The organism is Neobacillus rhizosphaerae (assembly GCF_050477885.1).
Taxonomy (GTDB): domain Bacteria; phylum Bacillota; class Bacilli; order Bacillales; family Cytobacillaceae; genus Neobacillus; species Neobacillus rhizosphaerae_A.
Genome location: NZ_JBCNAC010000079.1, coordinates 1 through 21,076, shown reverse-complemented (window position 1 = coordinate 21,076; position 21,076 = coordinate 1). Strand labels below are relative to the sequence as shown.

At 36.2% G+C, this 21,076-nt stretch carries 25 protein-coding genes; 17 read left to right on the top strand and 8 right to left on the bottom strand.

All coding sequences use genetic code 11. From position 1 onward, the window contains the following. Positions 1–33: 33 nt before the first annotated feature. Positions 34–219: a YlaF family protein gene (locus tag ABES03_RS10740; protein ID WP_430117287.1), complete on the bottom strand. Its 186-nt coding sequence runs from the start codon at positions 217–219 to the stop codon at positions 34–36. 188 nt (positions 220–407) lie between these two features. Between ABES03_RS10740 and typA the strand changes: the two genes are divergently transcribed. From typA to ABES03_RS10725, 3 genes are read left to right on the top strand one after another with little or no spacing between them, the layout of a single operon-like run. Beyond that, on the top strand, positions 408–2,246 hold the full coding sequence (gene typA, locus ABES03_RS10735) for a translational GTPase TypA (protein ID WP_430117286.1): 1,839 nt from the start codon (positions 408–410) through the stop codon (positions 2,244–2,246). Positions 2,247–2,263: 17 nt separating this feature from the next. Continuing rightward, positions 2,264–2,581, top strand: coding sequence for a YlaH-like family protein (locus ABES03_RS10730; protein ID WP_308080311.1), 318 nt, complete (start codon positions 2,264–2,266; stop codon positions 2,579–2,581). A 14-nt stretch (positions 2,582–2,595) separates the two neighbouring features. Beyond that, on the top strand, positions 2,596–2,889 hold the full coding sequence (locus ABES03_RS10725; RefSeq protein ID WP_430117285.1) for a hypothetical protein: 294 nt from the start codon (positions 2,596–2,598) through the stop codon (positions 2,887–2,889). An 86-nt stretch (positions 2,890–2,975) separates the two neighbouring features. Here the strand turns inward: ABES03_RS10725 and ABES03_RS10720 are convergent, their stop codons facing one another. Beyond that, on the bottom strand, positions 2,976–3,176 hold the full coding sequence (locus ABES03_RS10720; RefSeq protein WP_308080309.1) for a YlaI family protein: 201 nt from the start codon (positions 3,174–3,176) through the stop codon (positions 2,976–2,978). Positions 3,177–3,504: 328 nt separating this feature from the next. Here ABES03_RS10720 and ABES03_RS10715 point away from each other — a divergent pair, with 328 nt between their 5' ends. Next, positions 3,505–3,960, top strand: a complete 456-nt coding sequence (locus ABES03_RS10715; protein ID WP_430117284.1) for a pyridoxamine 5'-phosphate oxidase family protein — start codon at positions 3,505–3,507, stop codon at positions 3,958–3,960. Between the two features lie 15 nt (positions 3,961–3,975). Here the strand turns inward: ABES03_RS10715 and ABES03_RS10710 are convergent, their stop codons facing one another. After that, a complete protein-coding gene (locus tag ABES03_RS10710) occupies positions 3,976–4,569 on the bottom strand; it encodes a YhcN/YlaJ family sporulation lipoprotein (protein WP_430117283.1) in 594 nt (197 codons plus the stop codon). A 213-nt stretch (positions 4,570–4,782) separates the two neighbouring features. Between ABES03_RS10710 and ABES03_RS10705 the strand changes: the two genes are divergently transcribed. After that, entirely contained in the window at positions 4,783–6,111 is a 1,329-nt protein-coding gene (locus tag ABES03_RS10705) for a PhoH family protein (protein WP_430117282.1), read from the top strand. Between the two features lie 42 nt (positions 6,112–6,153). Here the strand turns inward: ABES03_RS10705 and ABES03_RS10700 are convergent, their stop codons facing one another. Continuing rightward, on the bottom strand, positions 6,154–6,651 hold the full coding sequence (locus ABES03_RS10700) for a peptidyl-prolyl cis-trans isomerase (RefSeq protein WP_430117281.1): 498 nt from the start codon (positions 6,649–6,651) through the stop codon (positions 6,154–6,156). A gap of 169 nt (positions 6,652–6,820) precedes the next feature. Between ABES03_RS10700 and ABES03_RS10695 the strand changes: the two genes are divergently transcribed. Both ABES03_RS10695 and ABES03_RS10690 read left to right on the top strand, forming a co-directional pair. After that, positions 6,821–7,102 (top strand): YlaN family protein, encoded by a 282-nt coding sequence (locus ABES03_RS10695; protein WP_308080304.1) that lies wholly within the window; start codon positions 6,821–6,823, stop codon positions 7,100–7,102. Between the two features lie 159 nt (positions 7,103–7,261). Then, on the top strand, positions 7,262–8,470 hold the full coding sequence (locus ABES03_RS10690; RefSeq protein WP_430117280.1) for an FtsW/RodA/SpoVE family cell cycle protein: 1,209 nt from the start codon (positions 7,262–7,264) through the stop codon (positions 8,468–8,470). 36 nt (positions 8,471–8,506) lie between these two features. Here ABES03_RS10690 and ABES03_RS10685 read toward each other — a convergent pair whose 3' ends face one another. Next, positions 8,507–9,412: a COX15/CtaA family protein gene (locus tag ABES03_RS10685; protein ID WP_430117279.1), complete on the bottom strand. Its 906-nt coding sequence runs from the start codon at positions 9,410–9,412 to the stop codon at positions 8,507–8,509. 517 nt (positions 9,413–9,929) lie between these two features. On the opposite strand from ABES03_RS10685, the gene cyoE reads away from it, so the two are divergent. The 8 genes from cyoE to ABES03_RS10645 all read left to right on the top strand — a co-directional run bounded on the left by cyoE (position 9,930) and on the right by ABES03_RS10645 (position 17,842). Then, positions 9,930–10,868 (top strand): heme o synthase, encoded by a 939-nt coding sequence (cyoE, locus tag ABES03_RS10680; RefSeq protein ID WP_430117278.1) that lies wholly within the window; start codon positions 9,930–9,932, stop codon positions 10,866–10,868. Between the two features lie 121 nt (positions 10,869–10,989). Next, complete coding sequence (gene coxB / locus ABES03_RS10675; protein WP_430117277.1) at positions 10,990–12,051, top strand: cytochrome c oxidase subunit II; 1,062 nt, start codon at positions 10,990–10,992, stop codon at positions 12,049–12,051. Between the two features lie 31 nt (positions 12,052–12,082). Beyond that, entirely contained in the window at positions 12,083–13,954 is a 1,872-nt protein-coding gene (ctaD, locus tag ABES03_RS10670) for a cytochrome c oxidase subunit I (protein ID WP_430117276.1), read from the top strand. After that, complete coding sequence (locus ABES03_RS10665; RefSeq protein WP_335549303.1) at positions 13,954–14,580, top strand: cytochrome (ubi)quinol oxidase subunit III; 627 nt, start codon at positions 13,954–13,956, stop codon at positions 14,578–14,580. Before ctaD ends, ABES03_RS10665 begins: the two co-directional genes overlap by 1 nt. Before the next feature lie 4 nt (positions 14,581–14,584). Next, a complete protein-coding gene (gene ctaF, locus ABES03_RS10660; protein ID WP_430117275.1) occupies positions 14,585–14,920 on the top strand; it encodes a cytochrome c oxidase subunit IVB in 336 nt (111 codons plus the stop codon). A 143-nt stretch (positions 14,921–15,063) separates the two neighbouring features. Then, positions 15,064–15,969, top strand: coding sequence for a cytochrome c oxidase assembly factor CtaG (gene ctaG, locus ABES03_RS10655; protein ID WP_430117274.1), 906 nt, complete (start codon positions 15,064–15,066; stop codon positions 15,967–15,969). Positions 15,970–16,089: 120 nt separating this feature from the next. Next, on the top strand, positions 16,090–16,554 hold the full coding sequence (locus tag ABES03_RS10650) for a DUF420 domain-containing protein (protein WP_430117273.1): 465 nt from the start codon (positions 16,090–16,092) through the stop codon (positions 16,552–16,554). 112 nt (positions 16,555–16,666) lie between these two features. Continuing rightward, complete coding sequence (locus ABES03_RS10645) at positions 16,667–17,842, top strand: GNAT family N-acetyltransferase (protein WP_430117272.1); 1,176 nt, start codon at positions 16,667–16,669, stop codon at positions 17,840–17,842. Between the two features lie 44 nt (positions 17,843–17,886). On the opposite strand, the gene ABES03_RS10640 is transcribed toward ABES03_RS10645, so the two are convergent. After that, complete coding sequence (locus ABES03_RS10640; RefSeq protein WP_430117271.1) at positions 17,887–18,246, bottom strand: YugN family protein; 360 nt, start codon at positions 18,244–18,246, stop codon at positions 17,887–17,889. A gap of 191 nt (positions 18,247–18,437) precedes the next feature. Here ABES03_RS10640 and ABES03_RS10635 point away from each other — a divergent pair, with 191 nt between their 5' ends. Both ABES03_RS10635 and ABES03_RS10630 read left to right on the top strand, forming a co-directional pair. Next, entirely contained in the window at positions 18,438–18,863 is a 426-nt protein-coding gene (locus ABES03_RS10635; protein WP_430117270.1) for a CBS domain-containing protein, read from the top strand. A 377-nt stretch (positions 18,864–19,240) separates the two neighbouring features. Beyond that, a complete protein-coding gene (locus ABES03_RS10630; RefSeq protein ID WP_430117269.1) occupies positions 19,241–20,107 on the top strand; it encodes a CAP domain-containing protein in 867 nt (288 codons plus the stop codon). 23 nt (positions 20,108–20,130) lie between these two features. On the opposite strand, the gene ABES03_RS10625 is transcribed toward ABES03_RS10630, so the two are convergent. After that, entirely contained in the window at positions 20,131–20,505 is a 375-nt protein-coding gene (locus tag ABES03_RS10625) for a hypothetical protein (RefSeq protein WP_430117268.1), read from the bottom strand. 22 nt (positions 20,506–20,527) lie between these two features. Then, positions 20,528–21,013: a PaaI family thioesterase gene (locus ABES03_RS10620; RefSeq protein ID WP_430117267.1), complete on the bottom strand. Its 486-nt coding sequence runs from the start codon at positions 21,011–21,013 to the stop codon at positions 20,528–20,530. Positions 21,014–21,076 lie beyond the last annotated feature (63 nt).

The following is a 21,076-nucleotide window of genomic DNA, read 5'->3' as shown; positions in this document are numbered from 1 at the left end:
CGGGGCTGACCAAGGCGCTTACGCTTTAGAGTTTTATAGTTCCCCATTTTCTCTCATTTTCTTTTTTGTTTTAAACCCTAATCCCATGATGACAAAACATCCAAGGACGCAGAAAACTGCTCCTAACACGCTTTGTTCTCCAATTGCAATTCCAATTCCCATAATACAAACTGCTGCAAGAATAGAATAAACAAGCATTGGCCACTTAATCTTATTCATTTTATTACCCCTTTATATCAAGTCCTACAGTTAACCAAAAACTGTTTGACTTGTGTTTTTTAGCTATATTTTTTATTCTACATTAAAATGCTTATGGGTTTCCACTTTAATTATGGTATAATGTTTTAGTTGTATATGGGAAACTATAAATAGTTTTATTTTTAGAATATAGGTAGGAGTGGAATTTTTTGAAAATTAGAGAAGATATTCGTAATATAGCCATCATTGCTCACGTTGACCATGGTAAAACAACATTGGTTGACCAATTGTTAAAACAATCTGGTACATTCCGTAGCAATGAGCATGTCGAAGAACGAGCAATGGATTCAAACGATTTGGAAAGAGAACGTGGTATTACCATCTTGGCAAAAAATACTGCCATTCAATACAAAGATACTCGCATTAATATCTTAGATACACCTGGACATGCTGACTTCGGTGGTGAAGTAGAGCGGATCATGAAAATGGTTGACGGTGTATTGCTTGTAGTGGATGCCTATGAAGGATGTATGCCACAGACACGTTTTGTTCTTAAAAAGGCTTTGGAGCAGAATTTAACTCCAATTGTTGTTGTTAATAAAATTGACCGTGACTTTGCTCGACCTGCAGAGGTAATTGATGAAGTGATCGATTTGTTTATAGAACTTGGAGCAAATGAAGATCAGTTGGAATTTCCAGTTATTTACGCTTCAGCGATTAATGGTACTGCAAGTACTGATCCGGAAAAGCAAGACGAAAACATGCAGTCTTTATATGATGCAATTGTTGAATATATCCCTTCCCCTGTTGATAATCGTGAAGAACCATTACAATTTCAGGTTGCACTTCTCGATTATAATGATTATGTTGGCAGAATCGGAATCGGACGTGTTTTCCGTGGTACAATGCAAGTTGGCCAACAAGTAGCACTAATGAAAATAGACGGTACTGTTAAACAATTCCGTGTAACCAAAATTTTTGGTTTCTTTGGTTTAAAACGACAAGAAATACAAGAAGCAGTAGCTGGGGACTTAATTGCTGTTTCTGGCATGGAAGACATTAATGTTGGTGAAACAGTTTGTCCTGTTGAACATCAGGAAGCACTACCAATATTACGAATTGACGAACCTACACTACAAATGACTTTTGTGGTAAACAATAGCCCATTTGCTGGTAGAGAAGGTAAGTATTTGACTTCAAGAAAAATTGAAGAAAGACTCCGTGCTCAGCTGCAAACAGATGTAAGCTTACGTGTTGAAAATACAGATTCACCAGATGCATGGATCGTTTCTGGTCGTGGCGAACTTCATTTATCTATTCTAATTGAAAATATGCGTCGTGAAGGTTATGAACTTCAGGTATCTAAACCAGAAGTAATTGTTAAAGAGATAGACGGCGTTCGTTGTGAGCCGGTTGAGAGAGTTCAAATTGATGTACCTGAAGAACATACAGGTTCAGTGATGGAATCAATCGGTGCACGTAAAGGTGAAATGATTGATATGATTAACAATGGTTCTGGTCAAGTTCGCTTAATTTTTAATGTACCAGCACGTGGGTTAATTGGTTACACAACTGAGTTTTTAACAATGACTCGAGGTTATGGAATTATTAATCATACTTTTGATAGCTACCAGCCAATGTTGTCAGGTCAAGTTGGTGGAAGACACCAAGGTGTACTTGTGTCAATGGAATCTGGAAAAGCATCAACATATGGTATCATGCAAATAGAAGACCGCGGAACAATTTTCGTTGAACCAGGTACGGAAATTTATGAGGGGATGATCGTTGGCGAAAACACTCGTGAAAATGACATCACCGTTAATATTACAAAAATGAAACAGGCGACAAATGTTCGTTCAGCTAACAAAGACCAAACATCTGTTATTAAAAAACCGCGTATCATGACATTAGAAGAGTCATTAGAATATTTAAATGATGACGAATATTGTGAGGTTACTCCAGAATCGATTCGTCTTCGTAAAAAAATTCTTGATAAAAACGAACGTGAAAGAGCTGCTAAAAGGAAAAAGGTTGCTGAATTAAGCTAATTAAAGAGGTGCACGCTGTGGAAGATTTAAAATCCTTCTCCCCAAGTCTTAGATTTTTTATTGAGCTAACGAACGATGTAGAAACAGGTGTGTTACTACAATATGTATTTATTGTCATCCTGTCTGTAATTGTCTACCGGTTAGGCTTTGCAAAAAAACTGCCTCTTTTGAAAAACATAGTTATTTATATTAGCCTCTGTGTTGGATGTGTGTTTATGTTGTTTTTTTCATATGCCCTGCCAATAGCAGAAGGTTTAGGTGCAGCCGCATTACTGTTAATTATTTATAAAATCCGACTGCACCAATCAAAAAAGCATCAGGCTGAAGCAAAATAACGGGGGTTTAAAGAATGAAATCCTTACAAGATGCACTGTATAATTGGCTAACGATTAAAGTTGTTTGTGACGCTCGTCCTGATGACACAGCTGCACAAGAAACTCGGGCCTTTTTTGACGAGATGCTAACTAATCAGCATCACGTCACAAACCTGAGCATCACAACAGATGCTGTCATGTATTATGTCAACTATCAACAAGGTGAAGAGACAAAGAAGGTTCGTTATCCTCGTGAATTGATTGAGATTATGTTAAATCAAATCAATCAAGAACCTGAAAAGTATGAGAATTATCCGATTGAAGAATAAATAAAAATAAAAAACCGCTTGCTCTATCTAATTAGAGCAAGCGGTTTTTATTTTGCGTCGCTAAACTGGCGTTTCCGCTTTTCTGTCTACCATTCATCTTTCTCAGATTTGGTACGAAATAATTTAAAGTTTCCTGTTTCTATTCGGGCATTCGTTTTCTCGGTAATTCTTTCACTGCATTCATTACACATATATGTATGGATGGGGCGATTGCGAAGCCTCTTAGCTATCAACGATTCATTTTCAATCGATTCAATTTTATCGCATATTACACATTTTACTCGCATTAAGGCACCTCTTCAATTCTTTCTAAAAACAGAATGTTTGTATTATATAATAAGAAAGTATAAAATTCGACTTCGAGAATTGTCCAGCTCCAGCGCCTAGCCCCTCGGGTCAAATAACCTTCTGCAATAAAAGTCAAAGAGCGACTTTTCTTGCAGAAGAACATTTGCCTGTCGGGGCTGACCAAGGCGCTTCCGCTTTTCTTATAGTATACCATGTTAGAAAGCAGACAGGTAAATCAATTGGTTAAAGTTGAATCAAAAAAGGTATAGTAGTAATATGAAATTATCTGTTTATACAGTGTAAGGACAAGTTAAAGGGGTTGTAAGAATGCCAAATCAAGTAGAACAAAAACTTATTAAGCCGTTATTTGATGAGTTACAAAAAGAACGATTTGTAACGTTAGCAACGGTCGATCATGAAACAGGGGGACCAAATGTAAGTGCAATTTCCTGGGTGTTAGCGAAGGATGAAAATACCATTTATTTTTCTGTAGATAATCGTTCCCGAATATTGGAAAATATTAATAAAAATAACATGGTAGTTATTAACCTCATTGCAAATGAATCTACCTACTCCATTCAAGGGGAAGCTCAGATTAAAGTAGAACGACTTGAAGAGGTGCCATTAAAGCTGGCATTGGTTGAAGTTGCTATTAAAGAAGTCAGGGATGTTATGTTTTACGGCTCAAAAATAGTGACAGAAGTACAATATGATAAAACATATGATAAAAATGCAGCTCAAAAATTAGACAATCAGGTTATGGATGCAATAAAAAAAGCTTAGGAATCCTAAGCTTTTTTATTCTTTATAATGATTGGATTGATCATTTTGTTCTTTTCTCAATTGTTTTTCCTTATTCTTTGGAAGCTTTTGTTTTGGCTTTTCTGTGGAATTCTTAGGGCTTGGTGTGATTAAGTCTCCGGGAATTTCGGGCATTAACCTACCAGCAACATCTGCCAGTTCCTCCATAATTCCCTGAACCGGTCTTCCTTTTTTAATATCACCCTGTATTTCTTTTAATCGAGCAGTTGTATCAGCATCGGCCACAACTACAGCCTTGGCACCGTAAGGGTCTTTACGCAAGCTCTCAGCTACAGAATATTTAATTGAACCAACCTGAGAACGATCAATTTTAGCATTAACATCAATGCCTACAATCGCATAATTTCCTATCACGACTGCTGTTGCATCATTTACATTCGGAACACTTGTTGCTAATTTAACTAATCGCTTTGAAATTTCCTGTCCTGTTTTCCGATCAACATTTTCAATATAACTGTTCTTTACCTTTACTAAGGACTGATTAGCATTTCTAGCTGTTTCTTTATTATTATCAGTGTTGCATCCCGCCAAAAGCAAGGCTATTCCAATTATCATTCCAATATTCTTCATTGACCCATACCTCCAAGTTGCAAAATAAAAATTAAATTAAGCAACAGTAGCTAATTTCATTAAGACAAACTAAGTGGTCCCATTAACAATTATTGTGCGGAACTTCTTCTATCTTTATTCCAATAAACATATATTTTACCAAAGTCCAATCTAGCAAAAGGGTTGTTGATATACTCTAACAGACCCACAACAAGTAAAGCAGGAGGCGTTGCTTTGAGTAAAATATACGTGTTAGATACAAATGTCTTGCTACAAGACCCGTATTCCATTTTTTCTTTTGAAGATAATGAAGTTGTTATTCCTGCAGTCGTTCTTGAAGAAGTGGACTCAAAGAAAAGGTACATGGATGAAATTGGTAGAAATGCAAGACATGTATCTAGATTAATTGATGGCCTAAGAGCCTCAGGAAAGCTGCATGAAAAAATTCCGCTTGAAAACGGAGGAACAATTAGAATTGAATTAAATCACCGAACATTTCATGAACTTCAAGATATTTTTATTGAAAAGACAAATGATAATCGTATACTAGCGGTTGCAAAGAACTTATTCCTTGAAGAACAAACAAAGGAAGAGGGGAAACCTGTTATTCTTGTGAGTAAGGATGCCTTAGTTCGGGTAAAAGCAGATGCAATCGGATTAGCTGCCGAAGATTTTTTAAACGACCGTGTGGTAGAAATTGATCACATATATACCGGATTTTTTGAACTATTTCTACCAATTGAATTATTGGGCCGATTCTATGAGAAAGGTGAATTGAACCTTTCTGAGTTGGCAAACCACCCTTTTTATCCTAACCAGTTCCTCATTATGAAAGATGCTTTAGGAAGTTCTGCTTCTGCGATAGGGATGGTTGATAAAACTGGAAAAAAGGTAAAAAAATTAACTTTAAATCAGGAGCATGTTTGGGGGATTCACTCACGAAATGTACAGCAGACAATGGCAATCGAATTATTATTGCGCAAGGATATCCCGCTTGTTACATTAACTGGAAAAGCTGGTACAGGTAAAACACTATTAGCTCTTGCATCAGGTTTACTGCAAACAGAAGATTTTAGAGAATATAAAAAGTTATTAGTGGCACGTCCGATTGTACCTGTAGGTAAGGACTTAGGATTCTTACCTGGAGAAAAACAGGAAAAGTTGAGACCGTGGATGCAGCCAATCTATGATAATCTTGAGTATCTCTTTAACACGAAAAAGCCGGGTGAACTCGATGCTATATTGGCAGGAATGGGATCGATTGAGGTAGAGGCACTCACTTATATACGTGGTAGAAGTTTGCCAAAGCAATTTATCATAATTGATGAAGCACAAAACTTAACTAAGCATGAGGTGAAAACGATCCTAACACGGGTAGGTGAGGGCAGTAAGATTGTGTTAATGGGAGACCCGGAGCAAATTGACCATCCATATTTAGATGCCTATAACAATGGGTTAACCTATGTTGTTGAAAGATTTAAGGACCAAGTTATTTCAGGCCATGTAAAATTACTAAAAGGGGAACGGTCTGGTTTGGCTCGACTTGCAGCCGATTTATTATAAATTAAAAAGATAAAAAAAAACGGGCGCCTAATGGCTCCCGTCTTATTTTATTGTAAAGCCAGTTACATTTTTAATAGGATTATCTTGGTTAGAGCCATCGCTTAAATAAATATGAATAGGCCCGTCAGATGATAATGGTTTGCCTTCTTTTGAGAATCCCACTATTAAATCATAAGCATCCTCAAGAGAAAATTCATAATTATCATCCTTACTATGAATGACTAGTGTTTGTGCGTTGCTGTTTGGCTCAGCATTTAATAAGAAGGGCTTTAAAGGAATGCCGAACGTACCTGTTAGTACTTTTTCTTTTTCGAATTTCTTTTCCGATTTTAGTGTAGGTGGGTAAATAGCTCCTTCCATAATTTCACGATCCCAATGCTTTGAAACTGCCTTCGTGTACTCTTCTAATGAATCAGAATTCTTGGTGCTTGTTAAAAAATAAGTGGTTAAATCAATACGTCGGTCATCAAAAATCCATACACCTGAATCAAGTGTAATTGTATATTTTACGTTACCCGTAATCATTATGATATTTTCCATTATATATACCCCCTAAAGTCTAACCCTATTAAGTATAGCTTTTTTTTAAGGGAATGTCATAAACGAAATACCATTTTGTAATAGCCTTCATTGTTCTTGCAATTTTCTATTGTAAACGGTAAAATTTATAGATAAGTTGAATTATCGCTCTGAAATGGGGGGATTAATGTTGGCGTCTGAAATGATCGTGAATCACCAGGAAAAAGCCTTAGCATTATTGCAGGCTGACGCTGAAAAGATATTGAAGCTTATCAAAGTGCAAATGGACAATCTCACGATGCCTCAATGTCCACTTTATGAAGAGGTGTTGGATACACAAATGTTTGGTCTATCAAGAGAAATAGACTTTGCTGTACGATTAGGCTTAATAGATGTCAAGGATGGAAAAGCGATTTTAGATAAATTAGAAAGAGAACTATCAGCGCTCCATGATGCATCCTTAAGAAAATAATCTTAGAGAACTCAAACAATGAAAACTAATTGTTTGGGTTTTTTTGTTCTATTAATATTAAAAAGATGTAACAATTTTTCTTTTCATCAAGTAATCATATGCATTTTCTATTATAATAGGGTGTACATAATCAATATTTTAAAAATGAGGACGTCTTACATGGTAAAAAAAATACTGAAATCATATGATTACACCTTAATAATTGCCATCATTCTTTTGTGTGCATTTGGACTTGTGATGATCTACAGTGCAAGTATGGCTTACGCAGTTCAACGATATCAAGTTAGCAGTGATTTTTTCTACCAAAGGCAAAAAATATTTTTGTTAGGGTTTGCTGCCATCTTCTTGGTTACAGCGATAGTTCCTTATAAAATTATGAAATTTACAAAATGGTTTCAACTTCCGATGGTGTTAGGTTCTATTATCTCGCTTCTAGGGCTATTTGCTTTTGGAGAGGTAAAGAACAATGCCCAAAGTTGGTATGCAATAGGAACTTTTCTGTTGCAGCCTTCAGAATTTGTAAAGTTGGCCGTTATCATTTATTTGGCTGCTGTTTATGCCAAAAAACAGGCATATATCAATCAATTTAATAAGGGAGTTCTTCCTCCACTGGGCTATCTTTTCATAGTGTGTGTATTAATTGGAGTTCAACCTGATTTTGGTACGGCTGCCATCATTGCAGCCATTTCTGCGACCATCATTCTAGCATCTGGAATGAGCCCAAAGACAATATTGAAATTACTTCTTATGGTTGTCATTCTTCTTCTACCGGTTATACTTGTTTCCTGGGGGAAAGTCTTTTCAGATGAACAAATGAGTCGATTGGAAGTCTTGGATAACCCATTTGCTAAGGAGTATGTTAAGGATGCGGGTTTCCATCTAGCGAATTCTTATATTGCTATTGGATCCGGTGGTGTTAATGGATTAGGCCTGGGTAAAAGTATCCAAAAGCTTGGTTACCTCCCAGAATCACATACTGACTTTATCATGGCTGTTATTGCAGAAGAATTAGGAGTCTGGGGCGTAGGCTTTGTTATTTTCTTATTAGGATATGTTGTATTAAGGGGAATTTATATTGGCTTACAATGTAAGGACCCTTTTGGGAGCCTTCTCGCAATAGGAATTTCGAGCATGATTGGAATTCAATCCTTTATTAATCTCGCTGGTGTATCCGGGTTAATACCACTTACAGGAGTTCCATTACCGTACATCAGTTATGGAGGATCTTCCCTTTTGATGCTTGCGGCAGCAACAGGAATCCTAGTGAATGTCTCCATGTTTGTTAAATTTGAGAAAAAATATAAAAATAAGCAAACGATAGAAACGCAACAGCGCAGTCAGGACGGAAAGGTATTCTATATGCAATAAAAAGAGGTTGACCCTTAGGGAGTCAACCTCTTTTTATTATTGATTCTTTCTAGAGCGTGAATATAGAAGAAGAAAATAACTTAACATTCCAAATAAACAAGTTATAAAGAAAGCATGAAGAAGTGCAATATATAAATTAAGTCTACTAAAAATGATAAATGCCCCGGCAATTACTTGTAAGGAAACGAGGATGAATGAAATAAGCCAACCCCAAAATAAAACTTTTTGATGCTTGTAGTGGCGAATAACTATAAATAAAACATATGCAATCCATATGAAAATGAGCCCTGCGGCTGCTCGGTGTCCCATTTGAACCCATTCCCACATATCAGAAGGAAATGCCGGACTATCATTTTTACATAAAGGCCAATCTAGACAAACTAAGCTTGACTTTGTATGTCTTACCAAGGCTCCTGTATAAATCACAAAATAACTATAAATAGAAATTCCAACAATATGGAAGCTCATTCGTTTATCAATCAATAGTTTATCTGCCTGGAATTTCTTATCAACTTCAAATATAAGAAGTGTCAACAAAAACACAGATGCAAATGAAATAAGTGAAATCCCAAAGTGTAATGCTAAAACAAAACTTGATTGCCCCCATTTTACTGCTGCCGCACCAATTAATGCTTGTAACAGTAAAAAGAAAAATGAGAGAAAGGAAAGAAACTTTGTTTCTCTAATGTGGCCAATAGCCTTCCAAGACCAAACGGAAAGTACAAGCACCATAACTCCACCTACACCTGAAACAAGTCGATGTGCAAGCTCTATTGCTAATTCTGGAGTTATTTCCAATGGAAGAAATTTACCATTACATAAAGGCCAAGATCTTCCACACCCCATTCCAGAGCCAGTCTTTGTTACTAAAGCTCCGCCAATTAATATTAATATCATTGCAATTGTGGTTGCAACCGCCAACCACTTTAAAGAGCGTCGCAAAAAATCACCTCATAAATAGTTCAATAATTTGTCATTGGATATTCCTGACAGTATAATAAATGAAAAAGAAACTAGATTAAAAAGTCCTTATTTATCATAACTAATAAAGTGGAAAATGAACAGGATTTAAGCATAGATTTTTATAGAAGTTTACTAACAGAAAAAGGTAATTGGATAATATATATTTTCCACTATTATTATAGTGAAAACTATTGAAACTTTGAAAAGTGCGTGTTAGAACTATATATAGTGGTTTTTTGTTGATAATAAAGGCGTGACACAATTTGGTCAAAAATTATTCGAAAAAAATTCACAAAAATATCAAAAAGTGTGATTTAATATACAGAGAAAGTGTTTTTTGAATCACTGCTTCTCTGGTTTATTTATGTTTGAAATTGTTTAATTAGATAAACTGATTATCCCTAATTTTTTGTAAAAAAAATAGACGGTAAAATTAGAAAGTATTGATAGCTGTTAATTGGTGAATATTTGTTATGAAGGATTAGGAGGAGAAAGTATGTCCAACTCAAAGGCTTATGGAGAACCATCCATAGACAATGGTTCTGCAAGCCTGCATTCTAACATAGAAAAAACCTCAGTATGGAAAGATTTTATGGCTTTGATAAAGATAGGAATCGTAAATTCCAATCTTATTACAACCTTTACTGGACTTTGGCTGGCCTTGCATTTTTCAGGTCAAAGCTTTTTAGGAAACTTAGACATTGTATTTTATACAGTGGCAGGTTCTTCACTAATTATTGCGGGTTCATGTGCTATAAACAATTACGTTGACCGTGATATCGATCATTTAATGGAGAGAACAAAAGGAAGACCCACTGTAACAGGAAAGGTATTGCCGGGTAGAGTTCTTACCTTAGGTATTTTCCTTATTGGACTGGGAACACTGTTCTTATTCTTAACAACCATGACTGCAACAGTTATTGGACTGCTTGGAGTTTTTAGTTATGTAGTTCTCTATACTTTATGGTCTAAACGACAGCTGGTTTCTAATACGATCATTGGAAGTATCTCAGGAGCCGTTCCGCCGTTAATCGGTTGGGCTGCAGTGGATGCAAATCTTGATATAATGGCCTGGTCGTTATTTGTACTTATGTTTGTTTGGCAGCCTCCGCACTTTTATGCTCTAGCAATGAGGAGAGTAAAAGAATATAAAGCAGCAGGGATCCCAATGCTTCCTGTAGTGAAGGGCTTTAAAACAACAAAGGTTCATATTGTAATTTGGGTGGCAGCACTCTTGCCAATCCCATTTTTTCTTACCAAATTAGGAATCCCATTTCTAATCCTTGCAACCCTGCTAAATATAGGGTGGCTAGTATTAGGGATTTATGGATATAGGATCAAAGATGACATAAAGTGGGCAAAACTAATGTTTGTTTACTCCTTGCAATATTTAACTATTATTTTTGTGGCGATGGTGATTGTTACATTAATTTAGTTTTGCTTGCTTTGGCTGACTTTTAGGTTTTAAGTTCTCCTTAAGTCAGCCACCTACATACTTCTTTGACCAAGCATTATATATTTAGAATTTATTAGTGAAAGAGGGGTTTGATTAAGCTATGAAAAGGCTTGCAAAATGGCGTTTAGTCTCGTTGTTTGCGATGATAGCGCTTGTACTCTCCGGATGTGGCAAACCATTCGTTTCCACTTTGATGCCAGCCGGTGAAGTTGCAGACATGCAATATGATTTAATGAAGTTAAGTACTTTAATCATGGTTGGGGTTATAGTTGTAGTCATGGTTATTTTTGTTTTGGTATATGTTCGTTTCCGTAGAAAGGACGACAAAAAGATTCCAAAGCAAGTAGAGGGAAGTCATAAGTTAGAAATTATTTGGACAGTTGTTCCGATTCTTCTACTTTTAATCTTAGCTGTTCCAACAGTAGCAGCTACATTTAAACTTGCTGATGTTGATCAGATGGACAAGAAAAACTCTAAGTCATTAGTTATTAATGTAAGATCACATCTATATTGGTGGGATTTTGAATATCCAGGTCAAAAGATTGTGACGAGTCAGGAATTAGTAGTTCCGACAAATGAAAAAGTATATTTCAACTTAAAATCTATGGATGTTAAACACTCTTTCTGGATTCCAGCTGTTGGTGGTAAATTAGATACCAATACGGATAATATCAACAAGTTCTGGTTAGAGTTTGATGACAAGCGCGCAAATGAACCTGGTAACCTTTTCTACGGAAAATGTGCTGAGCTTTGCGGACCAGGACACGCTCTAATGGACTTTAAGGTTAAGGCGATTAGTCGCGACAAGTTTGATGCTTGGGTTACTGCAATGCAGGATGTCAAAGAACCACAAAAGGCAACAGGCGCTCTAGCTTCACAAGGTCAAGAAATTTTTAATAAGAGCTGTATTGGCTGCCATGCTGTAACTCCAGCAAATAAAATGCCTGAAACAGCACGCCTTGCACCAAACTTATCAAACTTTGGTGAAAGATCACGTGTTGCTGGTGTTTTAGATCATAACAAAACAGAACTAAAGAATTGGATAAAGAATCCTGAAGCATACAAGCCAGGAAATCTAATGTCTGGAAAGTACCCAGAAATGTCTGATGAACAGCTTGATGCGTTAGCCGAATATTTAATGAGCTTAAAAGTTCAGGAATAAATGGGGAATTGGTTGAAAGGGAGGTAAAATTGTGAGTACCTATGCTCAAAAAAAGGGATTTGGTGCGACTTTATGGGACTTTTTAACGACTGTTGACCATAAGAAAATCGCCATCCTATATCTTATTGCAGGTGGATTGTTCTTCTTAGTTGGCGGACTTGAAGCCGTCTTTATACGTATCCAGCTTGCAGTACCAAACAATGATTTTGTAAGTGCTGGGGCATTTAATGAAATTATTACCATGCACGGAACTACTATGATTTTCTTAGCAGCAATGCCGCTTATTTTTGCATTTATGAATGCGGTAATGCCATTACAAATTGGAGCTCGAGACGTTGCATTTCCATTTGTTAACGCCGTTAGCTTCTGGTTATTCTTCTTTGGTGGCGTATTCTTAAACCTTTCTTGGTTTTTAGGTGGAGCACCTGATGCTGGATGGACCTCATATGCATCACTTGCAATGGCTTCAAAGGGCCATGGTGTAGATTTCTACATCTTAGGTTTACAGATTTCAGGTTTTGGAACATTAATGGGTGGTATTAATTTCTTGGTAACAATTATTAATATGCGTGCACCAGGGATGACGTACATGAGGATGCCATTGTTTACTTGGACAACATTTGTAACCTCAGCACTTATTCTATTCGCATTCCCTCCACTTACAGTGGGTCTTGTATTAATGATGTTTGACCGCATGTTTGGAGCTAATTTCTTTGAAGTAGCAGCCGGTGGTAACACAGTAATTTGGGAGCATCTCTTCTGGATTTTTGGACACCCTGAAGTATATATCCTTGTACTTCCTGCGTTTGGTATTTTCTCGGAAATTATTCCGATTTTTTCAAGAAAACGCTTATTTGGATATTCATCCATGGTATTTGCAACCGTATTAATTGGTTTCTTAGGCTTCATGGTTTGGGCTCACCATATGTTTACAACTGGTTTAGGTCCAGTTGCGAATGCTATTTTTGCTGTAGCGACAATGGCAATTGGGGTTCCTACGGGGATTAAGATTTTTAACTGGCTGTTAACAATGTGGGGAGGTAGTGTTAAATTCACGACTCCTATGCACTGGGCATTTGCTTTTATTCCATCATTTCTTGCCGGTGGGGTAACAGGAGTAATGCTTGCTTCTGCAGCCGCGGATTATCAATATCATGATACTTATTTTGTTGTTGCTCACTTCCATTACGTAATTGTTGGTGGTGTTGTATTTGCTATCTTTGCAGGCACACATCTTTATTGGCCAAAAATGTTTGGAACTATGTTAAATGAGACTCTTGGAAAAATCACCTTCTGGTTATTCTTTATTGGTTTCCATTTGACATTCTTTATCCAGCACTTCTTAGGATTATGGGGAATGCCTCGTCGTGTGTTCACATACCTTCCAGGTCAAGGTTTTGAAACAGCAAATATGGTAAGTTCAGTTGGTGCTTTATTCATGGGTCTTGGTGTCATTATTATGTTAATTAACATTATCATGACATCAGTGAAGAATGTACGTGTAGGAAATGATCCATGGGGCGATGGAAGAACGCTTGAATGGGCCATTCCATCACCACCACCATTTTATAACTTTAAACAGCTACCACTTGTACGTGGTTTAGATGCATTCTGGATTGAAAAAATGGAAGGCAAAAATGGTATGACACCAGCTGAACCGCTTGGGGATATCCATATGCCTAATTCATCTTTCATGCCATTTGTTATGGGCTTCGGATTATTCATTGCTGCTTTTGGAGCGTTGTATCATCCTGATAAGGTATCATGGTCACTGCCTGTATTAATTTTGGGCTTACTAATTACATTCGGATCAATGTTTATGCGTTCAGTAAAAGATGATCATGGTTTCCATATTCACAAGGAAGAGCTAATTGATGACGAGGATAAGGGGGTTAAGGCATAATGCACGCTGAAGAAAAATTCACTTATGAAACATGGCCTGCTGCGCCGGAGAAAGCAACCCTTGAAGCAAAAAATAAATTTTTAGGTTTTTGGTTTTTCCTAGGAGGAGAGACGGTTCTATTCGCCTCCCTCTTTGCAACGTACTTAGCGCTAAAGGATAAGGTCGGTGATTCTGGACAGCCGCTAGCTAAGGAATTATTTGAGCTTCCGTTAACATTTGTAGCAACTATGTTGTTATTAACAAGTTCATTGACTAGTGTATACGCTATGTATCACATGAAAAACTTTGCCTTCAAAAAAATGATGGTTTGGCTTGGCTTAACAGCATTATTAGGTGCAGGCTTCTTGGGACTTGAGGTATACGAGTTTTCTCATTATGTTCATGAAGGACATAAGTTTACAAGTAGTGCGTTTGGTTCTGCATTCTATACGCTTGTTGGTTTTCACGGAGGCCACGTTGCGTTTGGTTTATTATGGTGTCTAACATTAATGTTCCGAAATGGAAAACGTGGTTTAAACCTATACAACGCGCCAAAATTCTATGTATTTAGCTTATACTGGCATTTTATCGATGTTGTTTGGGTATTTATCTTTACAGTAGTATATTTAATGGGAATGGTGGGATAAACTGATGGCAGATCAACAATTAAATTCAGGTAACCCAAGAGTTGACATTGAATATCGTCGTCGGAAAAGTACTGAAGAGATGAGATATCAAGTGGTATCTTTTACCCTAATGATTTTCTTAACTCTAATTGCTTTTGCTGCAGTAGCTGTTAAAGGATTTACTGCATGGTTTACAGTACCATTTATTATCCTTTTAGCTGTTGTTCAAGTGATTTTCCAACTTTATTACTTTATGCATATGAGCCATAAAGGGCATGAAGCTCCATCTTTATTCTTATACTCAGGAGCGTTGGTAGGAGTACTAACAATTCTAGCTTTTACAACCATTATTTGGTGGTAAGAACTGGACTATAAAAAAAAGAAAATCGGCTTTATGCCGATTTTCTTTTTTGAAAAATGGAAAGTTTTCATGGTTTGCTTAACTTATTTTTCACGGGTATAATATAGTCAATAATTCTTTCAATTAACATTGAGGTGATTTCGGTGCTTACATTAGATATATTTGGATTTAAAGCACTTTGGAGCCCGTACTTTTTATTAATATTAATTGCATTAACGGTAGGGTATTTTGTCCTTACAACAAAGTATAGAATGTTATTTCCAGGTAATGAGCCATTGACCAAAAAACAAGGGTCATTATTCTTATTATCCATCATTCTTCTTTACGCTATAAAAGGATCACCCTTGGATTTATTAGCACATCTAATGTTTTATGTCCACATGATGCAGATGGCCGTTCTAGTTTTGGTTATACCCCCTATATTTATTTTGAGTATTCCAAACTGGGTATGGCAAAAGCTATTGAGCGTTAAAAGAATTGATTCTTTGTTTAAATTCTTTACCAAACCGCTAATTGCTTTAGTGGCATTTAACGGCTTCTTCTCGTTCTACCATGTTCCAATCATATTTGATCATGTCATGCAGAATTTCTGGCTTCATGCAGGCTATTCTATTCTTTTATATCTTGTTTCTATTTTCATGTGGTGGCCTTTACTAAATCAGATGCCGGAACACCAAACTTTAAGTGGGTTGAAGAAGGTGGGCTATATTTTTGCTGACGGTATCTTGTTAACTCCAGCATGTGCACTGATTATTTTTGCTGATAATTCACTCTATGCAACTTATTCTGATCCTCATGTATGGGGACAGGTCATGAGTTTATGTGTAGGCGCATCTAATTTTGCTAGCTTAAACTTAAGTGGTCCAGCACTTTTTAGTTCCATGTCGGTAATCGAGGATCAACGACTTGGCGGAGTATTAATGAAGATTATTCAAGAAATCATTTATGGTGTGATACTAGGACATGTTTTCTTTGAATGGTACCGTAAAGATCAGGAAGAATCCGAACGAGAGATGAACCAAACATTAAATCCATCTCCGATTAAATAGTCCCCCAAACAAATTGGGGGATTTTTTTCGAGAATTTTTTATTTTATTCGGAAATTGATTGAAATAAAAGGGTTGTTACACTACTATTATTGTAGAATAAATAAAAGAGAGGACTTTTAAATGAATTCCTTACCGATTTTACCTACGATTAGTACTTCCTTTATTGTTTTAAGTGCCATAACGGTCGCAATTGGCTGGTGGCAAATTAAACAAAGAAAAATAGAAGCCCATAAAAAAACTATGTTTTTTGCTGCTGTTTTTGCACTAATCTTTTTTATTATTTATGCTTCAAGAACAATTTTTATAGGGAATACTTCCTTTGGTGGACCAGATGACATTAAAATTTATTACACCGTGTTTTTGGTATTTCATATTACATTAGCAACCATCGGGGCAGTCTTTGGAATTGTTTCTTTAACAACAGGTTATAAGAATAACCTTGTCCTCCACCGTAAGCTTGGGCCTGTTACTAGTATAATTTGGTTCTTTACTGGAATAACAGGAGTTGCGGTATATCTTTTGCTATATGTTTTTTATCATGGTGGAGAAACAACTTCAATGATTAAAGCTATTCTAGGGTTTTAACAAAAAAAGTGCCAAGAGAGGCACTTTTTTTGTTTCTTTATCAGAATGTTCCCATTTTTCTCGGTAACACTTTATAATAGAGGTAGGTTTTTAGTGTAAAGGGGGAAATCAATTGGATATTAAGATTCTAACGGAAGATGATTTTCTAGAATCATTAAAACTCTCAGAGTATGCTTTTCAATATAAGATCGCTGAGGAACGAATTTCCGCAAGAAAAGATATGTTAAAGAAACATAAAATACTAGGAATCTTAGAAAAAGAGAAGCTTGCAGCTAAACTACATATCATTCCTCTTGGCGTCAATATGAATGGTGAAGAGTGGAAGATGGGAGGGGTAGCAGGCGTGGCTACCTATCCTGAATATCGAAGAAGTGGGTATGTACGATCATTAATGATAGAGGCTTTGAGACAAATGCACGCTGACGGTCAGATTGTTTCTTTACTTCATCCTTTTGATTTTTCCTTTTATCGAAAGTTTGGTTGGGAGATATTAAGTGAATATAAAAAAGTATCTCTTGATAAAAAGGAACTAGCTTTACTTCCAATACAGCCAGGGAAAATCATTCGATATTCTAAGGAAGCTTTTCCAGAGGATATAAATCATATCTATCAAATGTACAGTAATCAATTTAATGGAATGCTGGTTCGTTCATTTGACTGGTGGAAGGATCATGTTATTAATGATGATTCTCAAATTGCTATTTATTTTAATCCAGCAAATGAAGCGAAGGGCTATATTCTTTATCATGTGAAGGACAGAAAAATGGACGTGGAGGAAATGGTGTGCCTCGACCACGAAGCAAGGCTAGGTCTTTGGAATTTTATTTGTCAGCATGATTCTATGGTAGAGAAGGTGTTGCTAACCCTGCCGATCCATGACCCCTTTCCATACTATATTCAACAGCAGAAGGTAAGTATGGAATTACAGCCGTATTTTATGGCACGGATTGTTGATGTAGAAGAATGTTTAAGAAAGTTTGGGTTCAATTCACGAACTGAGCCAGTTTTTCTCCATTTAGAAGATACGTATGCACCTTGGAATAATGGAAGCTACTTGATTGGTCATGAACAAATAAAAGTATTTAAAGAAAAGAATGGGAGTCAGTGTGTACAGCCGCCAAGGAAGGGAATCCAGTTATCAATTAATGACCTGTCTGCAATCATTTTTGGTTATAAACGGCCATTAGAGCTGTATCAGATGGGGTATTTAAAGGGTAATGAAGAGGAAGTCCAAAAGCTTGAGAGAATGGTTTCACATATCAAATCATCATTCTATGACTTTTTCTAATATAAAAAAGGAAGGACCGTGGTCCTTCCTTTTTTATTAGAAAACTACAATGCGAATTTACTTATTTCTGTGTTGATGCTCTCAAGAATTTTCTTGCATTGATTTACAAGGGAGGATGGGAAATTTTCTCCTTCACCATACTCAACACCATGTGGATAGTAATGCTTTCCTAGTAACGGTGTCATCAATTGGATTGTTGCTTTAAAAGTATCAACATCACCTTCAACTGAATAACCTTGTACACGAAGGTAAAATACACCTTCTTTTAATTCAAATTTGCGGTCGTATGTAACACGTTCGTAATCCCATTGACCTGCACGAACTAAACCGTAATCAGTCATGACCTCATCTAAACGGTTTAAATCTGCTTTTAACTTCTCAATTCCCGTATTCTCAAATTTCATTATGAATCCCTCCTAATGACGCTTGCCTTACCCCTATGTTTCCTCATTGGCTATAGCAAATATAATTCATTTTAATAATAGTTGAAAATGTTTCAACTTGCAATGAATTCATTCATCGAATAAAACATTCATGATTGGAAAATATAAAATATGGTCATGAGAATATTTGAAAATCATGGAGGGTAAATTTAATGGAAATAATTCGCGATATTATGACAGACAATGTAGAGTGTTGTACCTTACTAGATAATATGTACGAAGTAGCTCTTAAAATGAAAGAACTTAATGTAGGGGCAATTCCTATCGTTGATCAAGAAAAGATAGTAGGAATGATTACTGACCGTGATATTGTTATTAGAGGCGTCGCAGAAAAACATCCTGGGTCAACCAAAGTAGAAGATATCATGAGTAGTGAGCTGATAACAATCTCTCCTGAAGCTACAAGCCAAGAGGCTGCAAAGTTAATGGCTCAACACAAAATTCGCCGTTTACCTGTTGTAGAAGGAGATAAATTAATTGGTATTGTATCATTAGGTGATTTTGCAGTTCGTGAATTATCTGATGATCAAGCAAAGGAAGCTTTAACTGAGATTTCTGAGCATGGGATTCAACATTAAAATTATTATATAAACAATAGGATTTTTTTAAAAAACAGGTATCATTTGTACCTGTTTTTTCTTCTTTTATCAGACATTTTCGATAATATCTATTACTTATCGGGGTATAGATGATATAATTATCTTATCTATACATATAATGATAGAAAAAGGAATAGAGAGGGTGACAACCTCTGCGAACGCTAGTTAGAATTCTAATACTCTCAGTTGTTTTTTTATCCATTGGTTTTTATGTTAGTATAAATGAAAAAACCGAAAATAATGTTTTGATAAAGGAAGATCACACCCAAGAAAGGAAGCTGTCCTTACCACAAAGTCCAGATTTAAAGTCAAATAACAAAACATCGTCTGAAAAGCCAAAAGAGGGTTTAGCTCTAATGATTGGGCAAGATGTTGCCATTTTAGAAAAAGAATTCGGAACCCCAGTGCGTAGGGATGAATCATTATATGGCTATCAATGGTATATATATAATCAAGACTACAAGCGATATCTACAGGTTGGTGTTCAAAATAATAAAGTGGTAACCATTTTTGCAATTGGAGAAAGCTTAGATGTGGCTCCTTTTGAAATTGGACAGCCAGTGGAAGAAATTTTTAATACTCAATACATTGATACAAATATTAATTTGGATTGGGAAGGTACTACCTACCGGTTTGAACTAAATGATGCAGATCTAAATCTTCGACCAATGGTTCAGTTGGGGGATATTTATGTCCAGCTTTATATAGACAAATTCACAGGCAACCTTTCAAGTGTCCGGTTCCTAGATGCTGAAACACTAATTAAACAGCGTCCATATGAATTAGTTTATCGAGGAGAGTTAACTGAAGAACCTGCACTTTCTGATGATACATGGAGGAAAATTGAAATCGGGACGGAGCAGGAGATCTTTGATATTACCAATGTTTTGCGACAGAGACACAAACTAAAACCTTTAAGATGGGACGAACTAACAGCAGAAGTTGCTTATGGGCATAGTAAGGATATGTCCGAAAACAATGATTTTTCTCATACGTCCAAAAAATTCGGGGACCTTACCAAGCGACTACAAACAGCTAAAGTAGCATATCAAGAAGCGGGCGAAAATATTGCTGCAAATTACACCGATGGGCCTGCAGTAGTAGAAGGATGGCTTAATAGTAAGGGACATCGGGATTCTTTATTAAATAAAGATTTTTCACATATTGGAATAGGTGTATTCCAAAAATACTATACACAGAACTTTATTAAAAAAGTTGAATAGGCTTATTAATGAAAAAAGGTGACTTATTGGTCACCTTTTTGTTTATTATCAGTTTCATAATGGCTAAATAAAAAGGTAGAACCCTCCCACTTACCGAACATACGAATGTGTTCTCCAACAACAAAAGAATCTAACCTTATATTTTTAGTTATTGGAGTGAATTTTTTAGCAGTAATTAATTTGGTTGCTGTTTGGAGTTTTAATGTTTGTACATATATGTATCGATGATAATAAAAGCGTTGTTTTTCCTCATTCATGCTCTTTATTTCACCGGCTAATATGGATTCCTCGGGTATATTACTAACTGAGAGCCATTTATTATCTTGTTCTTTCATCTCTTTTTTTGTAAGCCAATAAAAGTAAAGACAAATGATTGGTATTACAATGGCGGTGACCATACTTGATCAGCCTCCTCCATTATTATTTACTAATAATAAAAAACGTTCCTGTTGCATGGGCGATTTTTTTGCCGTCACTTCGATATGCTTCCCCAGAAATAACCATGGTTTTACTTCCCTGATGGATAATTTCTGCTTTGCAGCGTAGTAGGTCTCCCGTTCCAGGGGCTGTGTAGTGGATATTAAGCTGATTTGTGACAGCACCGAATCCTTCAGGGAGATAATAATTGGCCAAGCTTCCCATGGCCGTGTCAAGTACTGTAGCTGTAATACCCCCATGCAATATATTTAGATTATTATTAAGGACAGATTGTATTGGAATTGTAATTTCACAAGTATTTTGTTCAAAAGTTCTTTCCATATGGAGAATTCCATCAATAAAGGTGCTTTTGTTTTGAATAATCTTTTTTTGCACACCTTCAAGTAGGTGCTGTAATGCATCAAGATCGGTTTCTGTCCCATGTTCAATACAAGAATCTAATAATTGTTGTAATGCATCTTTCATCATAATTACCTCTTTCATTTCTTTTCTTAGTCTCTGTTAAAATTGCCAGTTGATTTCCGCTCCAGG